This window comes from Collinsella aerofaciens (assembly GCF_020181355.1).
In the GTDB taxonomy this organism is placed as follows: Bacteria; Actinomycetota; Coriobacteriia; order Coriobacteriales; family Coriobacteriaceae; genus Collinsella.
The window spans coordinates 1-25,940 of sequence record NZ_CP084004.1; the positions used below are offsets into that span (position 1 = coordinate 1).

Sequence of the window (25,940 nt, forward strand, 5' to 3'; positions counted from 1 at the left end):
AATCCGGCCCTCAGAATGGGACACATGGCCCACCCTAGCGAGCCGTCAACGCGTACAGTAAAAGCAGGTAATCCATGGGCGGTTACAGATCGAGGAGGACACGACCATGAAAAAGAAGGCCTTTGCGATTCTCACCCTCTGCATCAGTCTCTTTGCCGCGGTTGCCCTGGTGGGCTGTGGCGGAAGCGGCGGCGCTACCGGCAGTGGCGGTGGCGGCGGAGCAGAAAAGCCAGCCGTGGATATGAGGACCGACTTCATTTGGTTTAAGGTCGAGGTCCCCGAGGGCGTTGAGATCACCGATGTTGCCGGCGACACGGCCGACAGGGCCCAGTTTAAGTTCACCGAGAGCGAGCACGCCAGCGACCGCTTCATCCCCGTCTTCGATCCTGACAAGAACGCCGACGAGCTGTTCGACTACGAGGCAAAGTGGAATGCCAGCTTTGAGTGGACCGAGAATGACCCCGTCAAGTACAACGGCAAGACTTGGCGCAACGCTTCCTATACACACTCGGGCGGCGTGACGACTGAGTACTTCACCGAAGCAGGCGGCGGCAGCGTCTACGTGCGCATCGACAATGTCGAGGAGCACAAGGATGCCGTCGAAACCATGATGAAGTCTCTGGAATTTGCCGATGACATCGCCGAGGCAAAAACCGAGGCCATGGACGTTAAGCTCGACGATATCGAGATCAAGCGCTAAAGCTCCAACGGCATGCAGCAGCGCCGTTTTAGCTCAGCCGGGATGCAAGGTGTGACTCCTTGCATCCCGGCTTTTTGTGTTCGAAAGCGCCCGGTCACATCACCATATTGAGCACGTTGACGAATTCCTGAGCCCGGGAGCGGCTGCTCAGGCAAAAGACACAGGCAGTCAACAACCTGTTGCGCAGAAAAACATTGCGGCCCTTGATCCTGTTAACGCCCGTGATGTCCTTAAGGTAGACAATCTCGATATGCTTGCCGCCGAAAGTGCCCTTCTTGAGCACCTCGATGCGGTTGGGGTAGATCCTGACGTCTTTAAACCCGCCCGAACCTTTGTCCTGGAACAGCAAGGTGTTGTTGTCCATGCGCGTCACCCCCATGGGGTTCGTTAAAACTGTCTCTATGGCCACATTTTAACCACCTCAAGGCCCCATGCGAAGATGTCAGACAGCACAGCAATTCGTGTCCGCGCGAGGCTTTAAACTAAATGCGATAAAGATGCATTCCACAAGAGGAAAGTGGGGCGACAGTGATGGGCGAACTGGTAAACCGTGGAGAATCGGCAATCGTGCCCGAAGGTTTTTACAAGCAGGTTTCCTCGATTCTCAACGCCGCTCGCGACAAGGCCTATACCGCCGTTAACTTTGCGATGGTTGAGGCATATTGGGAAATCGGCAAGAGTATTGTTGATGAACAGGGTGGAGAGGAGCGCGCAGCATATGGAGAGGCATTGATTGCGGGCCTCTCCAGAAGGCTTACAGCGGATTTCGGAAGAGGCTTTGGCATCGCAAACCTTCGCAATATGCGTCAGTTCTTTCTTGCGTTTCCAATTCGCGACGCACTGCGTAGCGAATTGAGCTGGACTCATTACCGCAGGCTGATGCGCATTCCCGACCCCGAAGCTCGCGCCTGGTACATGAACGAATGCGCTGACTCTCGCTGGAGCACGCGTCAGCTCGAGCGCCAGATCAACACCATGTTCCGCGAGCGCCTGCTTGCCAGCAAGGACAAGGAGGCCGCCGCCCAAGAAATCCAGAAGAGCGCCCCGGCTCGTCGCCCCGAGGATATCATCCGCGACCCATATGTACTGGAGTTTTTAGGTTTCTCGGACGATACTGCGTTTCGCGAGAGCGATCTAGAGCAGGCGCTCATCACACATCTTCAGAAGTTCCTACTGGAGCTTGGCCGTGGCTTCGCTTTCGAGGCGCGCCAAAAGCGCATCACCTTTGATGGGCGCCATTTCTATATTGACCTTGTGTTTTACAACTATCTGATGCGCTGCTTCGTGCTTATCGACCTTAAGACGGACGATCTTACGCACCAGGACTTGGGCCAGATGCAAATGTATGTGAACTACTACACGCGCGAGCTCATGAACGAAGGCGACAATCCGCCCATAGGCATCGTGCTCTGCGCGGACAAAAGCGATTCGACTGTCGAGTACACGCTGCCCGAAGACAACGACCAAGCGTTTGCCGCCAAATACCTGCCGTATCTTCCAAGTAAGGAAGAGCTGGCGCGCGAGCTGAGTGCCGAGTACCGCGCCATCAACGAAGCGACTAATGGCGAAGCACAAGGATAGCAATACGTTGCGACCGACACCACCGATGGCGCTCCACATCACCTGGGATAAGAGGAGCTTTCCATGACAGACAGACCGAAAACAACACTGCGCGACTGCATCTATGGGCTCGCCGTCGGCGACGCACTGGGCGTTCCTTACGAGTTTAGGCCCCGCGGCACGTTCAAATGCACGGACATGATCGGCTACGGCACGCATGGGCAGCCCGCCGGCACCTGGAGCGATGACACGTCCATGACGCTTGCTACCTGTGACTCGATTAGGGAGCTCGGGCACATCGACACCGCAGACATGCGCGACAAGTTCGTACGCTGGATTGCCCGTGGCGAGTATACGATCGACGGCGTTTTCGATTACGGCGGCACGACCGCCCGCGCTTTGCACACCGGCAAAGGAGGCTCCGGCGAGCGCGACAACGGCAACGGATCGCTCATGCGCATCGCTCCCCTAGCGTTCACCGATGCGACGGACAACGAGATCCGCGAGGTCTCGGCAATCACGCACGCCCACAGAACATCAACCGATGCATGCATCATATTTGTTGAGCTGATGAGGAATGTGATGAACGGCGCGCTCCCCTCGCGGGCACTCCATCTGAAAGGCGTGCCTGAGCAGGAAATCAGGTCAGGTGGCTTCGTGCGCGACACGCTTAAGGCAGCCACCTGGTGCTTCGTCAACACTACCAGCTACGAAGATTGCGTGCTTGTCGCCGTCAACCTGGGCGACGACACCGATACCACCGCAGCCGTTGCCGGCGCCCTCGCCGGCACGGTATACGGCATCGACGCAATTCCGCAGGAGTGGACCGACGCCTTGCGCGGTAAAGAGCTGATAGAGCAGTGTTTGTTTTAGGGCGCACTTACGATAGAAACTGACCAGGAGGCACCACGGAAAGAAAGATCGCAAATATAGACGAGTTCCAAGTGGACGAAAACGGGATTCCGCTATTTCCAGCAGGACTGAAGGAAGAAGCCAACCTCTATGTTCTCCCCGACGGGCGTTACCTCCCCTGCGGGGTCTACCGAACCGAAGATGGCGGCTCACTCATTTATGAGCCATCCGGGCTCAGCTTCTTCGGGCAGATGCTTGCTCAATTCAAAGAGTGCTAGGGGTTTGATTGCCCGTTAGATCGACACCGTTCCAAACCATGGAATGGGCAGGATGTCTCCCACCGCGGCCTGTGAGGTAAAATCTTGACTGCCGCGGAATCCGTCTGCGGGCAACGCTCCGATCTCCGATTGGGGTGAAGCCTATGAACTTGTTTCTTGAAATCCTGCGCCTCTCGATGTATGTGACCGGCATTGCCCGGAACCTCTACTCGATCTGGCGGGAATATAAGCAGTAACGGATAGCGAAGGGAGTCATAAAAAGGGCCGGTTGCAGCCGGCCCTTTAGACGATAATACCTGCGTTGCCCGCGCTTCCGAAGTGTGACTAGCTGAGGAGCGGGTTCCGCAGCACATCCTGATTTTACCCAGCGAGACGGCTCTTTTGCAGCCGCTCCACCGATTATTTACATCTGGCACCCTCAAACAATCAGACGACAGTCCGCACTCCTGCGAGCTGCCCCGTTCCTCTAGCTATCGGATCGCAGCGCCGACCGGCACTACTCCCCTACTTCCCAAAGATCGCAGCGAGCAAGCCCTTGCGTTTGGGCTTTTCTTCTCGGTAGGAACCCTCGGCAACCGCTGCCACCTGACGCGGCTGTTCGCCGTCTCCACGACGCACGATCTGGTATAGGAAGGGCGATTTAACGTATTTGACCTCGATGGGCGTGGCATGTACGGTACTTTCGTTCGATAGATGCAGGCTCGGGTTGAGCGGCGCCACCACATGCGTCTCACGCTTGTCGCTAAACACCACCGCGGCCGCGCGGCCCGTCTGGCCGTTTACGGCAATGCGCACCTGCTCGCCATCGCGGCTGTCCGTCGCTGGGCGATCGACAAAGTAGACCGGTACCATCACCAGGCCGTCCTTATGCTTGCGAGCCTTGCGCGCCCAGGTGCGGATGCTCTTTTTATTGAGCCCCAGCACCGCCTCGGCATCGTTGCCGGCAATGTCGAGCGCCAGCTTATCAATGACCACCTGGTCCTTGGTAGACGCATCGACGGAGACAACGCGGAAGTCGCCTTCCTGCATGGCGGGATCGAACGGGCCGACCTTGGCAAAGTCCCACGGTTCCAAAATGCCCATGAGGCGAACGTCCAGGTAGTTTGCCCGCGGATATGCCCAGTCAAGCACCTCGTAGTACACCAAGGTCTCCTTGCTCATGCCCTTGCCCGGGAAGGACGCCATCATGCGCAAATCCGCGAGCGCCATGGGGAAGTAGAAGAGCATCATGTCGTTTTGGATCGCATCTTCCACGTCGTGCCCGGCAAAGGCGTCGGGGTACTGGCGCACCAGCTGCAGTGCGTTGGCACGTGCCTGCTGCGGCGAGATTTCGCAGGGAATACCCTGCCCAGGTAAATACTCCGCACCAACGCCCAAGGTCAGGCGCTTGCTAAACGTCCCCGGCTTGAGCAGGTCGGCAATGCCGATCTTGTTGCCGCAGGACGGGCACTCAAACACACGCTGCGTTGACTCGCCCTCAAAGGACGCTCCACAGAAGGGGCAGGGAATGCTCACGTGCGTGGCTTCTTGGAACTCCTGCGCCGTGCCGCGGTCCTCCCACAGCAGATGCTCCAGAACCGACTGATTGCGCCAGTGTGAATTAAAGAAATACCAGTCCGGGTCCTCCGGGCGCTCGAGTTGCGACACATGGGTGAGCTTAAGCAGCCCATCGACAACCGTCAGCGGCGTATGGCGAATGCCCAGGGCGCTCTTGGGCTCCCCCGCATCGGCCTGCCACGGAACGACCGTGCCGCAATAGGCGCACTCAAAACTGCGTTTAGCCTGGTGTGAGTACATAGGGCCGCCGCAGTTTTGGCATTTAATGGCAAACATCTCGTCCATGGATACATCCTCCTTTGCGCAGGGGCTGTCGACATTAAGTATGTCGGGCAGGCAAGCACATGACCATACCCATGTGGCCCAAAATGGAGCACCTGGTCGGACAAGAAGGGCCGCTCGTTAGCTCCAGCAGACCATTGCTGCATTTTCTGAGCATCGGCGCACGGTGCGCCCATGCGAGCTACACTATCCCCTTAACCATGATTGTGAGGACGATCGTCATGCTATTTGTAAATCGGCTGGTACATACGCTTGTTCCCGGCGACGAGGGCAAGCCGGTCGATACAACTTGTCGCACCAACGCGGGCTTTGCCGCAAGCCTCATTTGCATTTGCCTCAACATTGCTCTGTGCCTAGCCAAGGGTATCGCGGGTCTGCTCGCCGGCTCTGTCTCGCTTATCGCCGATGCCTCCAACAACCTCTCCGATGCGTCGAGCAACATCGTGAGCCTACTCGGATTCCGCCTTGCCAGCCGCCCGGCAGACGAAGGCCACCCCTATGGCCACGGCCGCTACGAATACCTCGCCGGCCTGTTTGTCGCCGTCCTCGTTTGTGCCGTCGGCATCAACCTAGTGCTCGAGTCCGTTACCAAGATCATCAAGCCCTCCCCCACCGCTTACACGCTCGTTTCCCTTGCGGCACTGGCCACGTCCATGCTCGTTAAGCTCTGGATGGCCGCGTTCAACCGCACGCTGGGGAATCGCATCGACTCCGAGACGCTCATCGCCACAGCGCAGGACTCCAAGAATGACGTCATCACCTCGGGCTCGGTCTTGGTGGCGGCGCTTATTTCGCAGACGACTAGCTTTGACCTCGATGGCTGGGCAGGCCTGGGTGTGGGCATCTTCATCTGCTTCAGCGGCATGGCCCTGGTGCGCGACGCCATCAGCCCGTTGCTGGGGCAAGCGCCCGACCCCAAGCTCGTCCAGGAAATCCGCGACAGGATCATGTCGTACCCCCAGGTCCTGGGCACGCACGACCTCATGGTGCACGACTACGGCCCGGGCCGCCAGTTTGCCAGCGCACACGTCGAAATGCCCGGCGAGGGCGATGCCTTTGAGCACCACGAGATCCTGGACACCATCGAACACGATATCAAGCGCCAGATGGGCATTGGCATTACGCTGCACTGCGACCCCATTGCAACAACCGGTGACGACCTGCGCGGCTGGGTCAAGCGCGGCGTAGCGCAGATCGACCCTGCGCTCTCCATCCACGACTTGCATGAACACGACGACTTTGTTTCGTTTGACCTGGTGCGTCCCGACGGCTTTGACATATCCGACGAGGAGCTGCTGGAGCTCGTCACGCGCATCGTGCACGAGCGCAGGCCCGATACATCATGCGTCGTCACATTTGACTCGGGCTTTAGCTCGCCCGACCGTCCGGCAGAGCAGCTGTAGCCCCGCTCCGCTCGGCCGCTAGTTTCCCTGTGCGCCCGAAATGCCGTTTTGTAGGGCGTTCCAGGCATCCGTCGCCATGTCTCCCAAGTTCTGCGCGGTATCGCCCAGGTTTTGTGTCGTATCGCCCAGCTCTTGCGCCTTGTCTCCCAATTCCTGCGCCTTGTTGCTCAGGTCCTCCAGCATGTTGGAGCTCGAGCTGTCCGTGGCGCCTTGATCACCGGACGCATTGCCCGACGAGCCGTCCTTGCGCGTGAGCTGAATCTCGAGGTTACCGTTGTCGTTGTAGTAGGCAGATGTGACGACCCAGTTGGCATCAACGACGGGCGTCGAGCCGTCGTCGGTCAGAATCACGGCATTCGAAAGATCGGCCCCGCGCGACTTGAGGAGTTTTTTGGCGTTGGACCAATACTGTCCCGGGATATCGCCCAGCTCTACTGCACCTGCCTGGTCGACCTCTGTCTGCTCGGCCGTCGTGCTGGTTGTAGCACCTCGCTTGTTGAGCATGCCCGTCACAATGGCAAACACAATCGAGAGGGCAAAGAAGATCGCCAGCACAATGAGGATCTTCTTGATCACACTCGACGAACGCGACGGCGCCTCTTCCTCGTCCTCACCATACTGCGGAATCGACTTGGGATACTCGCGATAAGGCTGGCGCGCATACGGATCGCGCGACTCATATCGAGGCTGGGCCTGTGCCGTGCGCGGCATATACGTCGTCTGCTGAGGCTGCGGAATGGGATTTTGCGGCAGGTTTTTATAGGGATTCGACGTCGAGGCGGAATAAGAATCCTGCGGCGCGTAATCAAACGGGTCCGGAGCTGCGTTGCCATAGGGGCCTTGCGAAGATGCAGCGTAAGAATCCTGCGCCGTGTCGCCATAGCCCATAACCCGGGTAGGCTCGGCAGAAGGCTGCGTCGCGGCGGGATCGGTATAACCGGGGCTGGGAACGACGCGGGTCGCATCGGCGCTGCCGCCAGCCTGCGCGGAACCATATCCGCCCATTACGGTCGTCTTATCCTGGTCCATGCAACGTTTCCTTTCCGTCGCCAGCAAGCATCAAGTTATCCATGCATTCTACCCGCGCAAAAGCCTATGATGGGCAAAGCCCGCCGGTATCTACAAGACATGCGCGGGCCTAAGGATCAAAAAGCCCCGCCGGGCCTTGGTAGGCGCGACGGGGCGGGCAAGCGGCTATGAGCAGCAGGCTTAGAACAGGCCGGTGATGTTGCCGTCGTTGTCGACGTCGATGTTCTCGGCCGCGGGAACCTTGGGCAGGCCGGGCATGGTCAGAACGCTGCCGGTCAGCGCGACCACAAAGTGGGCACCGGCGGAAACCTTGAGCTCGCGCACGGTGATGCGGAAGTTCTCGGGAGCACCCAGAGCCTTGGCGTTGTCGCTAAAGCTGTACTGCGTCTTGGCCACGCACACCGGCAGGTTGCCAAAGCCGTTCTCGCGCAGCTCGGCGAGCTGGCGCTTGGCAGCCGGCGTAAAGTCGACGCCGTCGGCGCGATAGACCTTGGTGGCAACAGCCTCCAGGGCGTCGGCCACATCGGCACCGTCCTCGTAGGCAAACTTGAGCTCGCTCGGCTGCTCGATCAGGCGCATAACCTCATCGGCCAGGTCGAGCGCGCCCTCGCCACCCTTAGCCCAAACCTCGGACAGCTTAACGTTAACGCCGAGCTTCTGGCACTCGGACTCGATGAGCGCAAGCTCTGCCTCGGTGTCCGTCGGGAAGCGGTTGATGGCGACCACGCAGGGCAGACCGTAGACATTCTGAATGTTGTCGACGTGGCGCAGTAGGTTGGGCATGCCGGCCTTGAGGGCCTCGAGGTTCTCGTCGTTGAGGTCGGCTTTGGCAACGCCGCCGTTGTACTTAAGCGCACGAGCGGTGGCGACGATCACGACAGCACTGGGGCGAACGCCCGTCATGCGGCACTTGATGTCGAGGAACTTCTCAGCACCCAGGTCGGCGCCAAAGCCTGCCTCGGTAATGGCGACATCGCCAAAGCGCATGGCCATACGCGTGGCCATGATGGAGTTACAGCCGTGGGCGATGTTGGCGAAGGGACCGCCGTGGACAAACGCGGGCGTACCCTCGAGCGTCTGCACCAGGTTGGGCTTGAGCGCATCCTTAAGCAGCGCAGCCATGGCGCCCTGAGCCTTGAGGTCGCGGGCGCGAACGGGCTCGCCAGCAAAGCTGTAGCCGACGACGATCTCGCCCAGGCGCTCCTTGAGGTCGTTGATGCTCGTGGACAGGCACAGGATTGCCATGACCTCGGAGGCAACGGTGATATCGAAGCCGTCCTCGCGCGGCACGCCCTGAGCCTTGCCGCCAATGCCGTCGATAACATGGCGCAGCTGGCGGTCGTTCATGTCGACGACACGCTTCCAGGTGATGCGCTTGACGTCAATACCGAGCTGGTTGCCTTGCTGAATATGGTTGTCGAGCATGGCAGCCAGCAGGTTGTTGGCGGCACCAATAGCATGGAAGTCACCGGTAAAGTGCAGGTTGATGTCCTCCATGGGGATGACCTGCGCCCAGCCGCCGCCGGCGGCACCGCCCTTGACGCCAAAGACGGGGCCGAGCGAAGGCTCGCGCAGGGCCACAGCGCTCTTGACGCCGCGACGGCGCAGGCCATCGGCCAGGCCGATGGTCGTAGTGGTCTTGCCCTCGCCGGCGGGCGTGGGGTTGATGGCGGTCACGAGGACGAGCTTGGCCTGGTGATCGGTCGGCTCGTTGAGCAGCGAATAGTCGACCTTAGCCTTGTCGAAGCCGTACGGAATCAGGTGCTTTACGTCGACGCCGGCGTTCTTAGCCACCTCGGTAATGGGCAGCGGCGTGACGGAACGTGCGATTTCGATGTCAGTAGGCATGGGCGGTCCTTTCGTTACCGGATGAGAAAAAGACCAATTCAGCATAGCACGGGCACGCAATAGTAAAACACCCGTAACCGATGAATGGCGATATGTTTATCCAATGCTCAGCGATAGCCTACAGACCAGCCAAAACAAACCCGTCTCTAAACGGCTGGCTCGATACCCAAATGCTCAAAGGTGCGAAGCGTTGCCTGGCGGCCCTGAGGCGTGCGAATCATCAAGCCGCACTGCAGCAGATAGGGTTCGTAGACATCCTCGAGCGTACCCGGGTCCTCGCCCACCGCGCTGGCAAGGGTCGTCAGGCCCACGGCACGTCCGGAGAACGTCTTGGCAAGCGTCTCTAAGATGCGAATGTCCATCCAGTCCAGACCAAGTTCATCAATCTCGAAGAACTCGAGCGCCTGACGACAAATATCAAGCTCAATAGGCCCGTTACCGCGTACCTGCGCATAGTCGCGCACACGCTTGAGCAGACGGTTTGCGAGGCGCGGCGTACCGCGCGAGCGCGAGCCGATCTCGAGCGCGCTCGGATGGTCTATCGTCACGCCCAAGATGGTCGCCGAGCGCGTCACGATCTGGGCAAGCTCCTCGACCGTGTAGTAATCCAGGCGATACGAAATGCCAAAGCGGTCGCGCAGCGGGCCGGTCAGCATGCCCGAGCGAGTCGTTGCCGCCACCAGCGTGAACTTAGGGATATCCAGGCGAATCGAGCGTGCAGCCGGACCCTTGCCGATCACAATATCGAGGGCAAAGTCCTCCATCGCAGGATACAGGACCTCCTCGACCGAGCGGTTGAGGCGGTGGATCTCGTCGATAAACAGCACGTCACCTGGCTGCAAGTTGGTAAGGATAGCCGCCAGGTCGCCGGTACGCGCGATGGCCGGGCCGCTCGTCGTCTTGATCTGAGCGCCCAGCTCGTTGGCGATAACGGTGGCCAGCGTGGTCTTGCCCAGACCCGGAGGGCCCGAAAAGATCACGTGGTCGAGCGTCTCGCCACGGCTCTGTGCCGCCTCGATCAGCACGCGCAGGCTCTGCTTGATATGCTCCTGACCGCAGTAGTCGTCCAGGCGCTGGGGACGCAGGGTACGGTCGACATCGAGGTCTTCGGGCGTCAGCTCCGAGCCCACCATGCGCTCACCGTGCGCCATAAATGCCGCCGGCGAGCTGCCGGGCGTCGCCCACAGGTCCTGAGAGTCATCGGCTTCCCACATCACGCATCCATTCCGAGTCGCTTAAGCGCCGCGCCGAGCAGGTCCTCGACACGCATATCCTGCCCATCATACCCGCTCAGGGCGACCTCGGTCTCCTGCGGGCTAAAGCCCATGGAAAGGAGCGCCGCGCGGGCGTCATCGATCGCCGAAGGAGCGGCGGCGGGGACCGGCATCGCAACCTGACCGGGGATTACGTCGACCGGAACAAAGCCCTTGTCCTTGGCAAAGGTACTCTTGAGTTCCAAGATAAGGCGCTGGGCGGTCTTTTTGCCCACACCGGGCACCTTGGCCATGCCCTTGTCGTCCTCGGCCATCACCAGGGAATACAGCTGTCCCACGGTATAGGTGGAAAGCACGGCAAGCGCCAGTCGCGGACCGACGCCCGAGACGGACACGAGCCGATCGAACATCGTGCGCTCGTCCTTGGAGGCAAAGCCAAAGAGCGTCATGGCGTCCTCGCGCACCTGCATACGGGTATAAAGTCGAACCTCGCCGCCGGGCGTAGGCAGCGTGGCGGCAGTGCTGCCCGAAATACCGAGCTCAAAGCCCACGCCCGACACATCGACGACGGCCGAGCTCATCGTGGCCTCGATAAGCGTTCCATGGAGCTGGGAGATCATCAGTATCCGGTTCCTCTCTGTTGATAGAACTCACCGCCGGTAAGCGCCCGGGTGCGGCTTAGGTTAACGTGACAGATGGCGCAGGCCAGGGCATCGGCGGCATGGTCTGGGTGAGGGTCGTGATCGAGCTGCGTGAGCGTGCGCACCATGTAGGCAACCTGCCGTTTATCTGCGGCACCGGTGCCCACCACGGCCTGCTTGATCTGCATGGGCGTGTATTCGCCAATCTCGAGCGCGCACTCCGAAAGCGCCACGAGCGCGGCACCGCGGGCATGCGCCGTGGGGATGGCCGAGCGGACGTTAGCGCCAAAGTAGATGCTCTCGATAGCCGCGGTATCGGGACGGTAGCGTTCGACGACGCCCTTGAGGTCGCGGGCGATATGCGACAGGCGCACCGCGAGCGGGCTGCCCGCGCTGGTCTCGATACAACCGTAGGCACGGCAGCGGACCTCGCCACGCCGCTCCTCGATAATCCCCCAGCCCGTATGGGCCAAACCAGGGTCGATACCCAAGATAACCAAGCCGACCTCCCCTCGTCTTTTGCCAAGCACAAGGCAAGGCCCCGCGCACTATTCACGAACGTCTGTTCTAGAATAACACAACGCTAGCCTTATAAGTCAGCCGAGATCGAATTGTAGGTTGAGCATACGCAAGCGAGCGCCCGCCAGAGCGAGCAAGGTGCCTTGAAAGAGGAGGGCATTGACCTGGCGGTCATGCCCGACGATTGAAAGGCAGATTGCCGCTCTGGCGGGCGCGCAGCGGTCTAGTTCTGCGAGAAGAATGGGAACTGCCTCGGATCTATCGGCGGATGCGGCATCGGACCTCCCTGGGGCCCACCCTGCGGTCCGCCCTGGCCGCCCATCATCTTTTCGATGGCGTCCTGGACCTCACCCTCAAACTTTTTCATGCCCTCATGCAGACGACGCTGACCGTCCTCGGAGCGCAGCTCTTCCATCTGCTCGGGCGAAATACCCAACAGCTCGCCCAATATGCCCATCATCTCGCCGCGCATACGGTCACTCGTATCGTCGTCGGCAAAGCGGCGCACCTCGGCGCGTGCCAGAGAATCAACCGTCATGCGCTCCTTACCGTTGAGCCCCAGATCGGACCACGCAAGCATGTACGGCCAGGCGCGCTCGACAAACGAACGGGCCGAAACGATCGGCGCCGTCGGTAGCATGCGACGGGCAGCCTCACCCTGGCGCACAAGCATCAGCAGCAGCGAGCAGGCCTCGGGCTTGGCGGCGGCCATCGGGATGTCGTCAAAGGGACGGCTGCGGTCCACGTGCGACTCGAGCGCACCATCGACCTCGCCCGGCTCAAGCCCGCCCAGCAGCTGCGCCGCGCGATCGAGCATATCAACCGGGCCGGCGAGCATCGAGAGTGCCTGCGCCAGCACGCGATCCATGCAATCCTCTACCGCGTTGAGCGTCACGAGCTCTTGGGGCACCACGGCCGAAGCACGGTTGCGCACGCGTGCCACAAACTCGAGCGTCGACAGATACACATCCCCAAAGGGCGCAAAGTCGCCCTGGTAGCCGCCGGACAGCGCGGGCGCCGCCAGCGCGTACTCGGTCTTGGAAAGCGGGCTCAACGCCATGGCGCCCAGCTCGAGCGCCGTATCCTCGAGCATCAGGCCCAGCGCACGCGAACGCAGGCGTTCGGCATCGCCCGCCGACACGTCGCGGTCGAACACGCGCGCCGCATCTGGCGCATCGCGCTCGACGGTGCGAATGTGCAAGCGCTCGGCGATTGAGCGCACAGCAGAACAACGGGCGGCTTCGGCCTCCTCCTGCGCCGGCGTAAAGATGCGATTGCGCCCCAGCACCAGGCCAATCACATTACGCGGACCCAAGGCATCGACGGCAAGCGCCGCCAACAGGGACGACGGCAAATCGCCCTCGAGCGCCACCACGGCACGCGAGGCGCCGCGAGCGCGGGCATTGTCGCGTACGGCAAGCACCAGCGCCTGCCACAGCCACTCCTCGGAACGAAACTCGGGCAGCTCGTGGTCCTCCAGGGCATCGAGCATCACGCCGCGCTGAATCTCCTGAACCAGCAGGCTCTCCTCAAAGCACGGCGCCTGGGCCACCACGCGGCCGCAATCGTCGAGCACAAACGATCCGCCGGTATACACCGACTCGTCATAGGCACCAATCGGCGCCATGCAGGCAAACCATACGCTGCGCTTGGACGCGATCTTGCGGTAGACACCGCTGCGCACGGCGGCAATGGCGGCTGTCTCGCGATCGGTCATGTCAAACGCGTTGAACTGGAAATAGGCGATGAGGTCGACGCCGGTCGGCAGCATCTCGAGCTCGCGATCTAGGTCAAACACCACGGCGATGCGCACGCCGTCCACGTCAAACACCGGCGGTGCCCAACGCGCGTCGTTGCTCTCGCCACGCTGCAGGGCGATGCTTGCGCGCGCGGGCACCACGCGACCATCCTTAAGCATCATGTAGTCGAGCAGAGGCTGGCCCTCAAACGAAACCGCAGAGGGCACGATGCAGATCATGTCGAGCTCTTGGATGCGCTCGGCAACGCCCGTCAAGCCCGTCAGCATATCGTGCTCAAAATCGGCAGCGCCCACCAGGCTGCCCGGCATGGCGCCCATAAAGAGCGGGGCCGGAACGCACAGCACGCGCGCGCCGCGCTCATGAGCCAGGCGAGCCTGGTCCTCGATGCGGCCGCAAATGCCCTCGATGTCACCCAGGCGCATATCGATCTGTGCAAGTGCGAGCTTCATGGCCCAGCCTTTCCGTCGTAAATCGTCGTTGCCGTAGTAAAAGCGCCGGCCGCATAATGCAGCCGGCGCTCGCATGTGCATATGCTAGCTATGATACCCCGAGCGGGGGCGCGCTCCTAGAACGTCGCGGACCACAGCCCATGCAGGTTGCAGTAGGCATAGACGGTACCAGTCTTGGAGCCGCCAGCGAAAAACGTCGTGGGCTTCATGCCGGGCTCAAGGTAATGGACCTCCAGGCGGCCCTCGGCCTCAAGCGCGATCCACTCGATGTAGTGCTCGGGCAGCATGGGGTGCTCCGTCGAGCCCACGCGCGCGCGAATGACGTGGCCGTCGCGCTCGATCTCGACAACGGGCACATGCTTCTCGTGCGCCGCGTCCTCGGTGTTCGCCGTCAACTCCGTGCAGCCGGCAGGGGTCGCAACGTCGTCGCCAAGGGCAGCAACAAGCTTGCCATCGGAGTCCTTAAAGAATTTCGCCATGATGTTCTCCTTTGCTGATGTGCCAATATTCCTGATGCTTCTTATGCCCAAAGGCAGGCGAACCATCCATGGCATTGCAAATGAACACATAACGGGCGAGAACGGTGGGGCGGCGCGTACTATCCGCCCTGGCGGCCCCACCCGAGCGGGTTAGCGACCGTCGCCACCGAGCAGCGCCAGAACATCCTCGCGCGTGAACAGCGCCGATGAGATGCCGTCGCCGCCGAGCACGCTGTTGACCAGATCGCGCTTGGACTCCTGCATCTGCATAATGCGTTCCTCGATCGTGTCCTTGGCGATGAGCTTGTACACGGTCACGGTGTGCTGCTGGCCAATGCGGTGGGCGCGGTCGGTCGCCTGGTCCTGCGCCGCCACGTTCCACCACGGGTCGTAGTGGATGACCACGTCGGCAGCCGTCAAATTAAGGCCCACGCCGCCCGCCTTGAGCGAAATCAAGAACACCGGCACCTCGCCCGCTTGGAACTGCGCAACCATCTTGGCGCGACTCTCCTTAGACGATGCGCCCGTAAGCTTAAGAAAGGCGATATCCTCCTTGACCAGGCGCTTGCCAATGATATCGAGCATGCCCGTAAACTGGCTGAACAGCAAGATGCGGTGACCGCCGTCAAGCGCGCCGTGAACGAGCTCCATGCACGTATCGAGCTTGGCGCTTCCCGCCTTGTAGTCCGCATAGTGCAGATGCGGGTCGCAGCAGATCTGACGCAGCTTGGTGAGCTCGGCAAGTACCTTGAGCTTGTCTTTCTTAAACTCCCCGGCCTCGCGGTGCTGCACTTGCTGGGCAATGCGGTCCTGGTTGGCCAGGTAGAGCTTGCGCTGCTCGCCGGTAAGCTGCGCCATCACCGTATCCTCGATCTTCTCGGGCAGATCGGCCACCACCTCTTCCTTGACGCGACGCAGCACAAACGGCGATACGAGCGCCTGCAGACGAGCGGCACTATCGCCCTCAGCATGCTCGACGGGACTCTCAAAGCGCTTGGCAAATGAGTCGCGCGTGCCCAGAAGACCCGGCATCAAAAAGTCGAAGATACTCCAGAGCTCGGACAGGCGGTTTTCGATGGGCGTTCCCGTCAAGGCAAAGCGCACGCCGGCCGGCAGGCGCTTGGCGGCGCGCGCCACCTGGGTGAGCGGGTTTTTAATGTACTGGGCCTCGTCGAGCACCACGCGGGTAAAGTCCTGCTCGATGTATTCGTCGATGTCGCGGCGCATGAGGTCATACGACGTCACGACCACGTTGTGCTCGGCTGCGCCGGCAATTTGCACGCGACGCTGGGCTTTGGCGCCCACGATGGCGCACACATCAAGCGAGGGGGCAAAGCGCTCCAACTCGGCAGCCCAGTTGTACACGAGCGACGCGGGGCATACCACGAGCGTGGGCTTGGTATCCCCCGCCTCCACGCGCGCCAGGATATGTGCGATCATCTGCAGCGTTTTGCCCAAGCCCATATCGTCGGCCAAGATGCCGCCGAGGCCCAAGTGCTCAAGCGAGCCGAGCCACTGATAGCCGTCGACCTGGTAGCCACGCAGCGTAGCCTTGAGCGAGGCGGGCACCGTAAAGTCCATCTTGCCGAGCGTGTCCAGACGCTCGACGGTGCGGCGGAACGCGGCGTCGCGATCGGCCTCGAGCGCCGGCGTGCGCGCGAGCATGCTGTCGACAAAAAGGGTGCTCGAGGCGGGAAGCGACACGCCGTCGAGCAGGTCGACGGCATCGACGCCCAGGTCCTCGGCAAGACCAAACGCGGCACGAGCGCCCTCGTCCAGGCGAACGATGTCGCCGGACGTAAGGCGCGCAAACGTCTGGTGGCGCTTATACGAATCGAGATAGATGGCAAGGTCAGCCGCTGAAAGCCCGCTCGCACCCAGCTCGACGTCGAGCAAGTTGCTCTTGACGGTCGCACGCACCGAAAGCTTGGGCGCAGGACGGACCGAGATCTGGCGCAGGCGATCGCTGAGCATGATCTCGCCCAGTTCGGACAGGGCAGACAGGCCCTCGGTCAGCAAGTGGAACAGGCGGGCGTCATCGCGCTCCTCAAATGCCAGGCCGCCCTCGTAGAAATCGAAGTACAGGGCAGCCGTGTCCATAACGCGAAACTCCGCCACCGTATCGCGGGGCGGAACGCCGGGGCGTTGTTCTTCGAAGGGACTGCCCGGAGCACCAAGACTAAAGAGATCTGCCGACCAATCGCCGTAGGTCACCGTAATCTTGCAGGTCACAAGACCATCGTCGACGCCGATCGCCATGGCAAAGCTCGGCTCGGGCGCCACGGCGTCGAGCGCGGCGGGAGCGGTCAGGTCGGTGTAGTCGCGCAAGATAGGCAGCGCCATGCGGCAGAACTCGCCCACCTGGTCGGCGGCGATATGGACCGGCGTGCGGCAGGGCAACAAGTGCGATAGGAACGGTGCCGCATGCTGGGCAAACGCCGTGTCGCTACGGCGTGCGCGGCGCGTATCGACCAGATAGGCTGCGTCACCAGCGACAAAGCAATACGTATCGGCCGGCAGACGCAAGTCGTAGCTGCCTCCCGCCGCCGGTGCAATCTTGGCGGCAAGGAGCGGCGGGCGCTTGGCCGGGACTTCGCCCTCCCCCTGCGGCGACGGCTCGACCGCCACCTCGTAGGCGCGATGCGTCGTCGTCCCCCGCGACCAAGCAGGCTCAAAGGACAGGGTCCTGCCACGCAGCAGGTCCAGCACGGACACGACGGAATACTCGGATACCGGCAACTGACGCTCGGCGACAAAGCCGCTGCGGGCAAAGTCGTACGATGCCGAGCGCGAGCTCGTAATATCACCTAGGTAGGCGACCGTCATTGCAACAAAGTCAAGCAGCTTTGTCGACACGTCATCGAATGCCTCGGGCACATGGACAAACGTAAGCTTCTTGCCATAGGAGAACGTACCGCCGCGCACATAGGCATCGGCCATGCCGTCGATATCCTTAACCACGTAGGACACCGAACCGCAGCGAATGCGAAACTCGAGTGCCCAGTTAAAACGATCGGCAAACAGCGGATTGTAGTACGGCACCAGCGAGGGCTCCAGCACTGCCTTGGGCGCATCGGGGTCAATGGTGCTGGCGAACTTGCGACGCATAGCCACGAGCTCGTCCATGCGCGCGTCCGAAAGATCGGAAAGCGCCGCCACAAGGCTCGGGCTCGTGGGGACGGGTGCCGGGAAGGGAAAATTGGGGTTGACCGCAGATGCGGTGGGCGCGGGGTGTGTGGGCTGCTTTGACTGTGCGGGCGGTGCCGTAAACGTGCGGACCGGCGTACGCAAGCCCTCGACGGGCTCGGCGCCACTGGCATCCAGATACGCCAGCGCCGTGGCGATAGCGTGCTTGCACATGCCGGAATAGCGGAAGGCGGCGGGGCAATCGCAGTCGTAGTCGACAACCTCGTGCTCGTCCATGTCGAGCGCCACGTGCGTCTTGTACAGGTCGCCGCGCGAGCCGCGCACCGTGCCCTCAATAGTCACATTTTTGGAGAAGCGCGAGCCGGAGTCCTCAAACGACAGCACGGCGCCGTTGAGCATGAGTGAGCGCCCCTTCATAAAGGTACTGCTGAGCGCCGCCTCCTTACGAAGCGCCTGCGCAAACGTCCCCTGCGCCATCACTTCCTCCAATCTCGCATGCCAAATGATTTTTCTGGGACGGGGATGAAAAAATCATTCCCGTCCCAGAAAGACTGGTCTTCCGCCACACGTCACCCAAAATGATTTTTTAATCCCCGTCCCAGAAAAATCATCTTAGATCACCGTCACGCGGCCTTGATTGCCGACGATGGCCTTTGCCTCGGCCAACAGCGGAATCGAGCGTGCGTTGACCTTGGCCGGCACCTCGGCACGCAGCACACGCCCGTCCACCTGCTCGATAAAAATCTCCACGCGGTCGCCGCCCGGGTTGGCGGTAAGCACCGTGGCAAGACGCGCCATATTGCCCTGGCTAAAGCGGCTGTTGGGCACCATGACCTCAAACACCTTGGGCTTGTTGTTCTCCTCGTTGAGCTCCAGCGGCACGATCTCCTGCGCGATGATCTGGTCGCCGCGGTCCGAGCGCTCGAGCTTGCCCTTAATGCGCACAAACGCATCGGACAGCTGCGCGCCGGTCTCGGGATCGACCTCGCCGTACAGGTACCCCTCGGCCTCCTTGTAGGTCTTGGGGAACACCACGACCGTGGCCTCGCCTTCCATGTCCTCGAGCTGCACAATACCCATGGGGTCGCCGTTTTTGGTTACGCGCTTGGACACGCTCGAGACCATACCGGCCCACCACAGCGCCTTGCCCTCGGGAATCTCCTGGTTGATGGTACCGCCCGTGGGGTTTTGCACCTCGTAGCCGGTATCGATCTGCGAGAACGAGAAGTCGCGCGCCTTACTGAGCGCATACTCAAACGGGCGCAGCGGGTGGTCCGAGACATAGATGCCCAGAACCTCCTTCTCCTGGCTCAGCTTAAGGTGGCGGTCCCACTCCTGGCCATCCGGATCGGGCACGCTCACCTCAAAGCCCGAGCCCTCAACGTCGCCAAACATATCGAAGAACGACGTCTGACCGCTCGCACGATCCTTCTGGCGCTTCACAGCGGCATCGATGATGTTCTCGGGGTTGTTCTTGTCCACAAAGTGCATCATCTGGCGACGCGGATACCCCGTGGAGTCGAAGGCGCCTGCCTTGATGAGCGATTCGATCACGCGACGGTTGGCCTGGCTCGAGTCCACGCGCTCGACAAAGTCGTGCAGTGTCTTAAACGGGCCGCCCGCCTCGCGCTCGGCGATAATCGCCTGCGCCACGCCGGTGCCCACGCCGCGAATGCCGGCCAAACCAAAACGCACGCCTTCCTTGGTAGCCGTGAACTCGGTACCGGACTCGTTGACATCTGGCGACAGCACGGGGATGCCGTCGTGACGGCACGCCGAGACGTAGTGAACGATCTTGTCGGTCTTGCCCGTGTAGGACGTCAGAACGGCCGCCATGTACTCGTGCGGATAGTGCGCCTTAAGCCATGCCGTCTGCATAACCAGGATGGCGTAGCCGGCGGAGTGCGACTTGTTAAAGGCGTAAGATGCGAACTCGAGAACATCGTCCCAAATCTTCTGGGCGACCTCGCGCGTGTAGTTGTTCTTGATAGCGCCGTTCATCCAGTGGTCGTAGGTGGTCTCGTCCGAGCCATCCTCCCAGTGGAGCACCGTCGACGTGAGCAGCTTGATCTTTTTCTTAGCAACGGGCTTACGGATACGCGAGTCCGATTCGCCCTTGGAGAAGCCGCACATCTCGACGGAGATGAGCATAACCTGCTCCTGGTAGACCATGGTGCCGTAGGTTTCGCCCAGGATGTCGTCCAGACGGTCGTCATAGGAGACCGCCGGCTCCTTGCCGTTCATACGGTTGATGTAGGACGAAACCATGCCGGCGCCCAGTGGGCCCGGGCGGTACAGGGCGATCAATGCCACGACGTGCTTGTACTCGGTGGGCTTCATGTTCTTGATCGTGGCCGTCATGCCGGCGGACTCGACCTGGAAGACGCCGGCGGTGTGGCCGGAACCCATGAGCTTAAAGATCTCAGGATCGTCAAAGGGGATCTCTTCCTCTTTGATGTCGATGCCGAAGTTCTTTTTGATGTTTGCCTTGGCCTTGGAGATAACCGTCAGCGTGCGCAGGCCCAAGAAGTCCATCTTGAGCAGGCCCATGTCGGCAACGGTATGGCCCTCGTACTGGGTAATCTCGACGCCGCCCTTGGTGTCGAGCTTGGTGGGCACATGCTCGTTGACGGGGTCGCGGCAGATCAGAACGGCGCACGCGTGCACGCCCTCGCCACGGGTAAGGCCCTCAATCGAGAGCGCCGTGTCGATGATGCGGCGGGCGTCGTCGTCCTTTTTATAGGCCTCGGCAAAGTCGGGGTTAAACAGATCCTCTTTGCCGGGTTGCTTTTCGAGCACCTGCTTGAGCTTGACCTTGGGGTCGCTCGAGACCATCTTGGACAGGCGCTGGCCCATGTAGACCGGGTAGTCCAGCACGCGCGCGGCGTCGTTGATGGCCTGCTTGGCCTTAATGGTCGAGTAGGTGATGACGTGGGTGACCTTCTCGGGACCGTAGAGCTGGCGAACGTGCTCCACGACCTCGAGGCGCCGCTCATCGTCGAAGTCCATATCGATATCGGGCATCTCGGTACGCTGCGGGGACAGGAACCTCTCGAACATCAGGCCGTTCTCGAGCGGGTCGAACGCGGTGATGTTCATGGCGTAGGCGACGATAGCGCCGGCGGCCGAGCCACGGCCGGGGCCGACGCCGATGCCGTTGTCCTTAGCCCATTGCACGTACTCGGCGACGATCAAAAAGTAGGCGGCAAAGCCCTTGTCGCAGATGACCTTGTATTCGTACTCAAAGCGCTCTTTGATGTTGACGCCGCCGATCTCGCGCGTGGCCCAGTCGTCACCGTAGTGCTGGCGCAGGCCTTTCTCGCACTCGCGGCGGAACTGGCTCTCGTGCGTCTCGCCGGGATCGAGCAACGGGAATCGCGGCAATATGATGGAGTCCCAGTCCAGCTCAACGTAGCACTTGTCAGCAATCTCGAGCGTGTTGTCGCAGGCCTCGGGGCAATACGGGAACATCGCCCGCATCTCCTCCTCGGTCTTCATGTAAAACTCCGAGCCGGTCATGCGCATGCGGTTGGGGTCGTCGACCTTGGCATTCATACCAATGCACATGATGACGTCCTGCACGGGCGCATCCTCGCGGCGCAGGTAGTGGAAGTCGTTGGTGGCGATGACCTTGACGCCCACCTGCTTGGCGATGTCGATGAGCGTGCGGTCCATCTGCTCGTCAGTCAGGCCGTTGTCGGTGGTGATGCCGTGTTCCTGGATCTCGATGTAGAAGTCACCGGGCTCGAAGGTATCACGGAAGGTCTCGGCCCACTTGATGGCGCCTTCCATGTCGCCGCGGTCGATGTATTTGGGGATGATGCCCGCGATACAGGCGCTCGTGCAGATCATGCCCTTGGCATGGCGGCGCAGGTTGTCGAGCGTCACGCGCGGCTTGTAGTAAAAGCCCTGCACGGCGGCCTCGGAGACCGTCTGCATTAGGTTGACGTAGCCCTCCTGATCCTTGGCCAGAAGGATCATGTGGTAGAGCTCGGGCTTGTGGTCGCGGGCAAGGGTCTCGTCCGGCGTAAAGTAGACCTCGCAGCCAAAGATGGGCTTGATGACCAGGGGCGGTTTGAGCTCGTCGATGTTGCCCTTCTCGTCCCACATGGCCATGTCTTTGACGTACTGGGCATGCTCGCGCGGGTTTTCCTCGGGATCGGGCTCCACCAGCTCGTCGCGGCGGTCCTTTTCCAAGAAGGCCTTGTCGTGGCTCCAGGTTTTGTACTCGGGCGTGTTGTGATTGACGGCGTCGCAGGCCAGCGCCAGGTCGGGCACGCCATACATGTAGCCGTGGTCGGTAATGGCCACGGCGGGCATGCCAAGTTCAACGGCACGATTGACCATATCCTGGATACGGGTTGCGCCGTCGAGCATGGAGAAAACAGTGTGATTGTGCAGATGGACGAATGCCATGTGATGAGCTCCGATGCGGGTTCGTGTTCTGACTGAACGATTTTACCGCACGGCACGGACAGCACCCGAACCTAGCCAAACCAACACGGCTCCTCTTGCAGTTGCGGTGAAATAGTTCCCGCTTGGGCCACCTGGGCCGCAATACAGGAACTATTCCACCGCAAGTTATCTGAGGACTAGAGGTTGTAGGTGACCACCTGAGGCTCGGCGGGTTCGACGAAGATGGTTGGATTCGCCTGCTCCACGCGGACAAACTTGACGGTCACGGCCCCAAAACCCGCCTTGTGCAGAACGTCGGCGTAAACGCGCGCCTGCAAGGCGTGTTTCTCGAGCAGCTGCTCCGGCGTCTCGTCCGGCGTGCCACCCGTCTTGTAGTCGATGACCAGTGCGCACGACGGATCGGCCGGGTCGGTGGCCAGTGCATCGATGGCGCCCTCGGCATATGCACCGTAGCGGGCGATATCCTCGTCCTCGCAGCCCAGCGAGAAGAACGGCACCTCGGCACGGATGCACGGCCACGCGAGCAGCTCGGCACGAACCGACGACTTGAGCCAGCGATCCAGAGCGACATCGAAGCGCTCGCGCTGTTCCGGCGTCAGGCGCCACAAGCGAGCCAGGGCGTCGGCACGCTCAACGGGCAGCGCATCGGCACCCATCTCGATGAGCCACTGGCAAGCGGCGTGGAAGGCCGAGCCCAGCGCCATGGGGTTGCCGGCGGGCTCGACAGCAGCCACGTCCGCATCGGCCATCTCCGAGCCATCCGACTCCGCATCATCGCCGGACTCGTCCATGGGAACAAGCGCCTCGGCGGCACGGTCCTCGGACTCGGCATGCAGCGCCACGGCAATTGACGAGTAGCTATACGAGTCACGCACCGGGAACGGACAGATGCCCATGCGCACGCCCACTGCCTGGGGATACACGAGCTCAAACGCATCGGGCTTGGGGTCGGCAGGACCGGGCACAGTTGAGTGCGCAGCATTATCAGCGACATCGACATCGCCGCGAACGAGCCTGCCCTCGGCATCCAGCGAAGCGTTAGCCTCAAACGCCTGCTCACCAAACGTAAAGTCCGCCAGCGAGATGAGCTCGTAGTCGCCCGGCTGGGAGTTGTCGAACACCAGACGGTCGCTATCGAGCTGCGGCATGTCCAGACTATCGGTCGGCAGGATGCGGCGCAGCACGTCGTAGGTCAGATCCGTCTCGACATCGAAGGTCGGCGCCATCACCTTGCCGCGGCTCACACCGGCATCCATCGCCAAGATCACCAGCTCGCCCGCTCGCGTCATGGCAACATAGAGCAAGCGGGCCCGCTCCTCGAGCGAAAGCTGCAGGTCGTCGTTGCGCAGGCGAGCAAATGCCTCGGCGGGAGAACCCGTCGCACAGACGTCCTCCATGAGCTCCGGCGGCAGCCACAGCGACGTGCCCTTGCCCTTAAACGCATGCTCAAACTGCTTTTTGACGTCATCGCCCTTCACAAAGGTCCCATCGGCAAGCTTAACGCCATCAAAACGAGCTGGCAGTGCCACGACCTGCGCTCCGCCCTCGACACGCCCCATCTGAGCCGCACCGGACGGCTTGCGCACGCCAAAACACTCGGCAACCGCTACGACCGGATACTCCAGACCCTTGGACGCATGCACGGTCATGATGCGCACCGCGCCGTCGCCCTCCTCGTTGAGGGCACCCGGGGCCTCCTTGCCCGCCAAGAAGCGGTCGAAGGCCAGCGCGATGGAACGCGGCGAGTTGCCGAACTCGGCCTCCTCCTCGGCCACGGCGTCGAGCGCCTTGAGCACGTTGGCGGCGATGGCCTTGCCCTCGGGGCCGCGCTGCGCCAGGCGCACGAACCAGCCGGAGGCATTGACCGCGTCGCGCGCGATGGCGGCGAACGAATCACGCCCCACGCGACGCAGTGCGTAGCGCAGCACCTCGCGGGCACGCGTCACAAGCGGCAAGCCCTGCAAGCCCGGCACATCGGAATCGCTCATGATGCCCATGTCGATATTCCGGCGCGAGGTCTCCCCCGTCTCGCCATCGAGCTTGGTCGCCAGCGCCAGGAACTCCTGGGCGCCGAGCGCAAACATCGGCGAGGCGAGCAGCGGCATAAGGCCCTGCGCCGTATCGGCCGGATTGGCGAGCGCGCAGACCAGGGCACGCACCGTCTGCACCTCGGCTGCCTGGGCAAAGACCGAGCCGCCTGCGATGACGCAGTCGAGCCCCTGATCGCGGAAGGCCTGGGCGTAGACATCGGCGTTGGTCATGCGGCCCAGCAGCAGTACCATGCCGCCCTGGGGCTGGCCGGCATCGGCAAGCGCGCGGAAGCGCTCGGCGATCGCGCGGGCCTTGGCCTGTGTGCGCTCCTGCATACTGCCGCCGGCAACAAAGAGGGCCTGGCGGCGCGAGGCGTCCGCCACCAGCGTGTCCTTGCGGCCGTCGCTCGCCTCAAGATCCAAAAAGCCCTGCATCAGGCCGCCGTCATCGCCGTCGAAGACGCGTGCCACGTAACGCAGCACCTCGTCATGGCTGCGGAAGTTGCGCACGAGTTTGACGAGTTCGCCGGCAGGGGCATCGGCCACGGCAGTCGCCTCGGGCGCGGCAGACGAGCCCACCTTGCGTTCCTGACGACGGAACACCTCGACCTCGGCGCCACGGAAGCGATAGATGGACTGCTGCGCATCGCCCACGGTGCACAGCGCGCGCTCCCCCGCACCCGTCAGGTAGCGTATCAGATCGACCTGCATCTGGTCGGTATCCTGAAACTCATCGATCATGACCATCTTAAAGCGGCCCTCGTACGCAGCACGGATGGCAGGGTAATCGCGCAGGGCCTCGTAGGCCATACGCAGCAGGTCGTTATTATCGAGGGCGGACTGGGCAGCCTTCAGCGCGCGATACTCAGCCTCCACGGAACGGGCCAGGCCCACCAGCGCATCGAGCGCCGGGCCACCGCAGGCAAGCACGATATTGATAAACGCATCGGCGGCCTCGGCCTTGAGCAGCTCGACCTGCTCCTTAGGGAATGCCTTGCTCGCGCGCGGCATGGTGCACGACATCATGAGTCGCGCCGCATCCTCCATGGTTTTGCCACTCGCCTCGAACGCGTCAATGGCGTCGAGTGCCATCTGCGCCTTCTCGGTCGCGGCCTTGCTTGCGCCCAGCGCCGCGCGATAGGCATCGGCGAGTGCCGAGGTATCGGCCTGCCCGCGCGCCACGCACACGTCGTCCATACCGCCCGGCAACTGGCTCGACAGCTCCAGCAGGTCGCGCACCAGGCCCTTGATGGTCGCGCCAGCGCCAAAGGAACCGCCCTCGCCCGCCATGGGATACCAGGCATAGAGGGCCTTGAGCGATGCCGCGAGCTCGGGGGCGGCATCGGGCGCCGTCGCGCGGGCCAACACATGCTCAACAGCCTGGTCCATAAGCTCGTCGGTATCGGTGAGCACCGTGAACTCGGGGTCGATGCCCAGCTCCAGCGCATGCGCGCGCAGGATACGCGAGCACATGCCGTGAATGGTCGAGATCCACGCGTCGTCGACGGTCAGTGCTTCCTCGTCCATGCCCTCGTCGATAAGCGCACGGCGCACGCGGTCACGGATCTCGGCCGCGGCATCTTTGGTAAAGGTAATGGCGAGCACCTGGTCAAGATGTTCAACGAACGGACCGGATTCAGGCGAGAGCGCGTAGACGATGCGACGCGTGAGGGTAAAGGTCTTGCCCGAACCGGCGCCCGCCGAGACAAACAGCGGACGGTCGAGCGTTTTGACAATCTGCAGCTGTTGCGGCATCAAAGTCGAAAGATCCATGGT

Annotated in this window: 16 protein-coding genes; 4 read left to right on the plus strand and 12 right to left on the minus strand. The window is 61.8% G+C overall.

Annotated elements, in window-relative coordinates; genetic code table 11:
• Window positions 1-106 precede the first annotated feature (106 nt).
• The gene (locus LCQ44_RS00005; protein WP_225093755.1) at window positions 107-700 is read left to right on the plus strand and encodes a hypothetical protein; all 594 of its coding nucleotides are present in this window, start codon (window positions 107-109) and stop codon (window positions 698-700) included.
• Between the two features lie 94 nt (window positions 701-794).
• On the opposite strand, the gene LCQ44_RS00010 is transcribed toward LCQ44_RS00005, so the two are convergent.
• A complete protein-coding gene (locus LCQ44_RS00010) occupies window positions 795-1,064 on the minus strand; it encodes a hypothetical protein (RefSeq protein WP_225093756.1) in 270 nt (89 codons plus the stop codon).
• Window positions 1,065-1,231: 167 nt separating this feature from the next.
• Between LCQ44_RS00010 and LCQ44_RS00015 the strand changes: the two genes are divergently transcribed.
• Together LCQ44_RS00015 and LCQ44_RS00020 are read left to right on the plus strand one after the other, a co-directional pair.
• Window positions 1,232-2,281, plus strand: a complete 1,050-nt coding sequence (locus LCQ44_RS00015) for a PDDEXK nuclease domain-containing protein (protein WP_225093757.1) — start codon at window positions 1,232-1,234, stop codon at window positions 2,279-2,281.
• 63 nt (window positions 2,282-2,344) lie between these two features.
• A complete protein-coding gene (locus LCQ44_RS00020; RefSeq protein ID WP_225093758.1) occupies window positions 2,345-3,133 on the plus strand; it encodes an ADP-ribosylglycohydrolase family protein in 789 nt (262 codons plus the stop codon).
• Window positions 3,134-3,894: 761 nt separating this feature from the next.
• Here the strand turns inward: LCQ44_RS00020 and LCQ44_RS00025 are convergent.
• Window positions 3,895-5,232 (minus strand): TFIIB-type zinc ribbon-containing protein, encoded by a 1,338-nt coding sequence (locus LCQ44_RS00025; protein WP_225093759.1) that lies wholly within the window; start codon window positions 5,230-5,232, stop codon window positions 3,895-3,897.
• Between the two features lie 218 nt (window positions 5,233-5,450).
• Here LCQ44_RS00025 and LCQ44_RS00030 point away from each other — a divergent pair, with 218 nt between their 5' ends.
• Window positions 5,451-6,632 (plus strand): cation diffusion facilitator family transporter, encoded by a 1,182-nt coding sequence (locus LCQ44_RS00030; protein WP_225093760.1) that lies wholly within the window; start codon window positions 5,451-5,453, stop codon window positions 6,630-6,632.
• Between the two features lie 18 nt (window positions 6,633-6,650).
• On the opposite strand, the gene LCQ44_RS00035 is transcribed toward LCQ44_RS00030, so the two are convergent.
• The 10 genes from LCQ44_RS00035 to LCQ44_RS00080 form a co-directional block, all read right to left on the minus strand.
• Window positions 6,651-7,661 (minus strand): SNARE domain-containing protein, encoded by a 1,011-nt coding sequence (locus tag LCQ44_RS00035; RefSeq protein WP_225093761.1) that lies wholly within the window; start codon window positions 7,659-7,661, stop codon window positions 6,651-6,653.
• Window positions 7,662-7,841: 180 nt separating this feature from the next.
• Entirely contained in the window at window positions 7,842-9,509 is a 1,668-nt protein-coding gene (locus tag LCQ44_RS00040; RefSeq protein WP_225093762.1) for a formate--tetrahydrofolate ligase, read from the minus strand.
• 146 nt (window positions 9,510-9,655) lie between these two features.
• Window positions 9,656-10,723, minus strand: a complete 1,068-nt coding sequence (ruvB, locus tag LCQ44_RS00045; RefSeq protein ID WP_225093763.1) for a Holliday junction branch migration DNA helicase RuvB — start codon at window positions 10,721-10,723, stop codon at window positions 9,656-9,658.
• Window positions 10,723-11,343: a Holliday junction branch migration protein RuvA gene (ruvA, locus tag LCQ44_RS00050; RefSeq protein WP_225093764.1), complete on the minus strand. Its 621-nt coding sequence runs from the start codon at window positions 11,341-11,343 to the stop codon at window positions 10,723-10,725. The genes ruvB and ruvA overlap by 1 nt, the downstream gene beginning before the upstream one ends.
• A complete protein-coding gene (gene ruvC / locus LCQ44_RS00055) occupies window positions 11,343-11,864 on the minus strand; it encodes a crossover junction endodeoxyribonuclease RuvC (RefSeq protein ID WP_035137351.1) in 522 nt (173 codons plus the stop codon). The genes ruvA and ruvC overlap by 1 nt, the downstream gene beginning before the upstream one ends.
• A 242-nt stretch (window positions 11,865-12,106) precedes the next feature.
• Window positions 12,107-14,092 (minus strand): NAD(+) synthetase, encoded by a 1,986-nt coding sequence (locus tag LCQ44_RS00060; RefSeq protein WP_225093765.1) that lies wholly within the window; start codon window positions 14,090-14,092, stop codon window positions 12,107-12,109.
• A 116-nt stretch (window positions 14,093-14,208) separates the two neighbouring features.
• Window positions 14,209-14,571 (minus strand): desulfoferrodoxin family protein, encoded by a 363-nt coding sequence (locus LCQ44_RS00065; RefSeq protein ID WP_225093766.1) that lies wholly within the window; start codon window positions 14,569-14,571, stop codon window positions 14,209-14,211.
• A 150-nt stretch (window positions 14,572-14,721) separates the two neighbouring features.
• On the minus strand, window positions 14,722-18,195 hold the full coding sequence (locus tag LCQ44_RS00070; RefSeq protein ID WP_225093767.1) for a DEAD/DEAH box helicase: 3,474 nt from the start codon (window positions 18,193-18,195) through the stop codon (window positions 14,722-14,724).
• A 135-nt stretch (window positions 18,196-18,330) separates the two neighbouring features.
• Entirely contained in the window at window positions 18,331-22,134 is a 3,804-nt protein-coding gene (gene dnaE / locus LCQ44_RS00075) for a DNA polymerase III subunit alpha (protein WP_195569028.1), read from the minus strand.
• Window positions 22,135-22,310: 176 nt separating this feature from the next.
• Complete coding sequence (locus LCQ44_RS00080) at window positions 22,311-25,937, minus strand: UvrD-helicase domain-containing protein (RefSeq protein WP_225093768.1); 3,627 nt, start codon at window positions 25,935-25,937, stop codon at window positions 22,311-22,313.
• Between the last annotated feature and the right edge of the window lie 3 nt (window positions 25,938-25,940).

Excerpts from the sequence above, each read along its gene's own strand:
- LCQ44_RS00005 (WP_225093755.1), top strand. The coding sequence starts at position 107 with ATGAAAAAGAAGGCCTTTGCGATTCTCACCCTCTGCATCAGTCTCTTT.
- LCQ44_RS00035 (WP_225093761.1), bottom strand. The coding sequence starts at position 7,661 with ATGGACCAGGATAAGACGACCGTAATGGGCGGATATGGTTCCGCGCAG.
- LCQ44_RS00080 (WP_225093768.1), bottom strand. The coding sequence starts at position 25,937 with ATGGATCTTTCGACTTTGATGCCGCAACAGCTGCAGATTGTCAAAACG.
- dnaE (WP_195569028.1), bottom strand. The coding sequence starts at position 22,134 with ATGGCATTCGTCCATCTGCACAATCACACTGTTTTCTCCATGCTCGAC.
- LCQ44_RS00030 (WP_225093760.1), top strand. The coding sequence starts at position 5,451 with ATGCTATTTGTAAATCGGCTGGTACATACGCTTGTTCCCGGCGACGAG.
- LCQ44_RS00065 (WP_225093766.1), bottom strand. The coding sequence starts at position 14,571 with ATGGCGAAATTCTTTAAGGACTCCGATGGCAAGCTTGTTGCTGCCCTT.
- LCQ44_RS00015 (WP_225093757.1), top strand. The coding sequence starts at position 1,232 with ATGGGCGAACTGGTAAACCGTGGAGAATCGGCAATCGTGCCCGAAGGT.
- LCQ44_RS00070 (WP_225093767.1), bottom strand. The coding sequence starts at position 18,195 with ATGGCGCAGGGGACGTTTGCGCAGGCGCTTCGTAAGGAGGCGGCGCTC.
- LCQ44_RS00040 (WP_225093762.1), bottom strand. The coding sequence starts at position 9,509 with ATGCCTACTGACATCGAAATCGCACGTTCCGTCACGCCGCTGCCCATT.
- LCQ44_RS00010 (WP_225093756.1), bottom strand. The coding sequence starts at position 1,064 with ATGGACAACAACACCTTGCTGTTCCAGGACAAAGGTTCGGGCGGGTTT.
- LCQ44_RS00025 (WP_225093759.1), bottom strand. The coding sequence starts at position 5,232 with ATGGACGAGATGTTTGCCATTAAATGCCAAAACTGCGGCGGCCCTATG.
- LCQ44_RS00020 (WP_225093758.1), top strand. The coding sequence starts at position 2,345 with ATGACAGACAGACCGAAAACAACACTGCGCGACTGCATCTATGGGCTC.
- LCQ44_RS00060 (WP_225093765.1), bottom strand. The coding sequence starts at position 14,092 with ATGAAGCTCGCACTTGCACAGATCGATATGCGCCTGGGTGACATCGAG.
- ruvA (WP_225093764.1), bottom strand. The coding sequence starts at position 11,343 with ATGATCTCCCAGCTCCATGGAACGCTTATCGAGGCCACGATGAGCTCG.
- ruvB (WP_225093763.1), bottom strand. The coding sequence starts at position 10,723 with ATGTGGGAAGCCGATGACTCTCAGGACCTGTGGGCGACGCCCGGCAGC.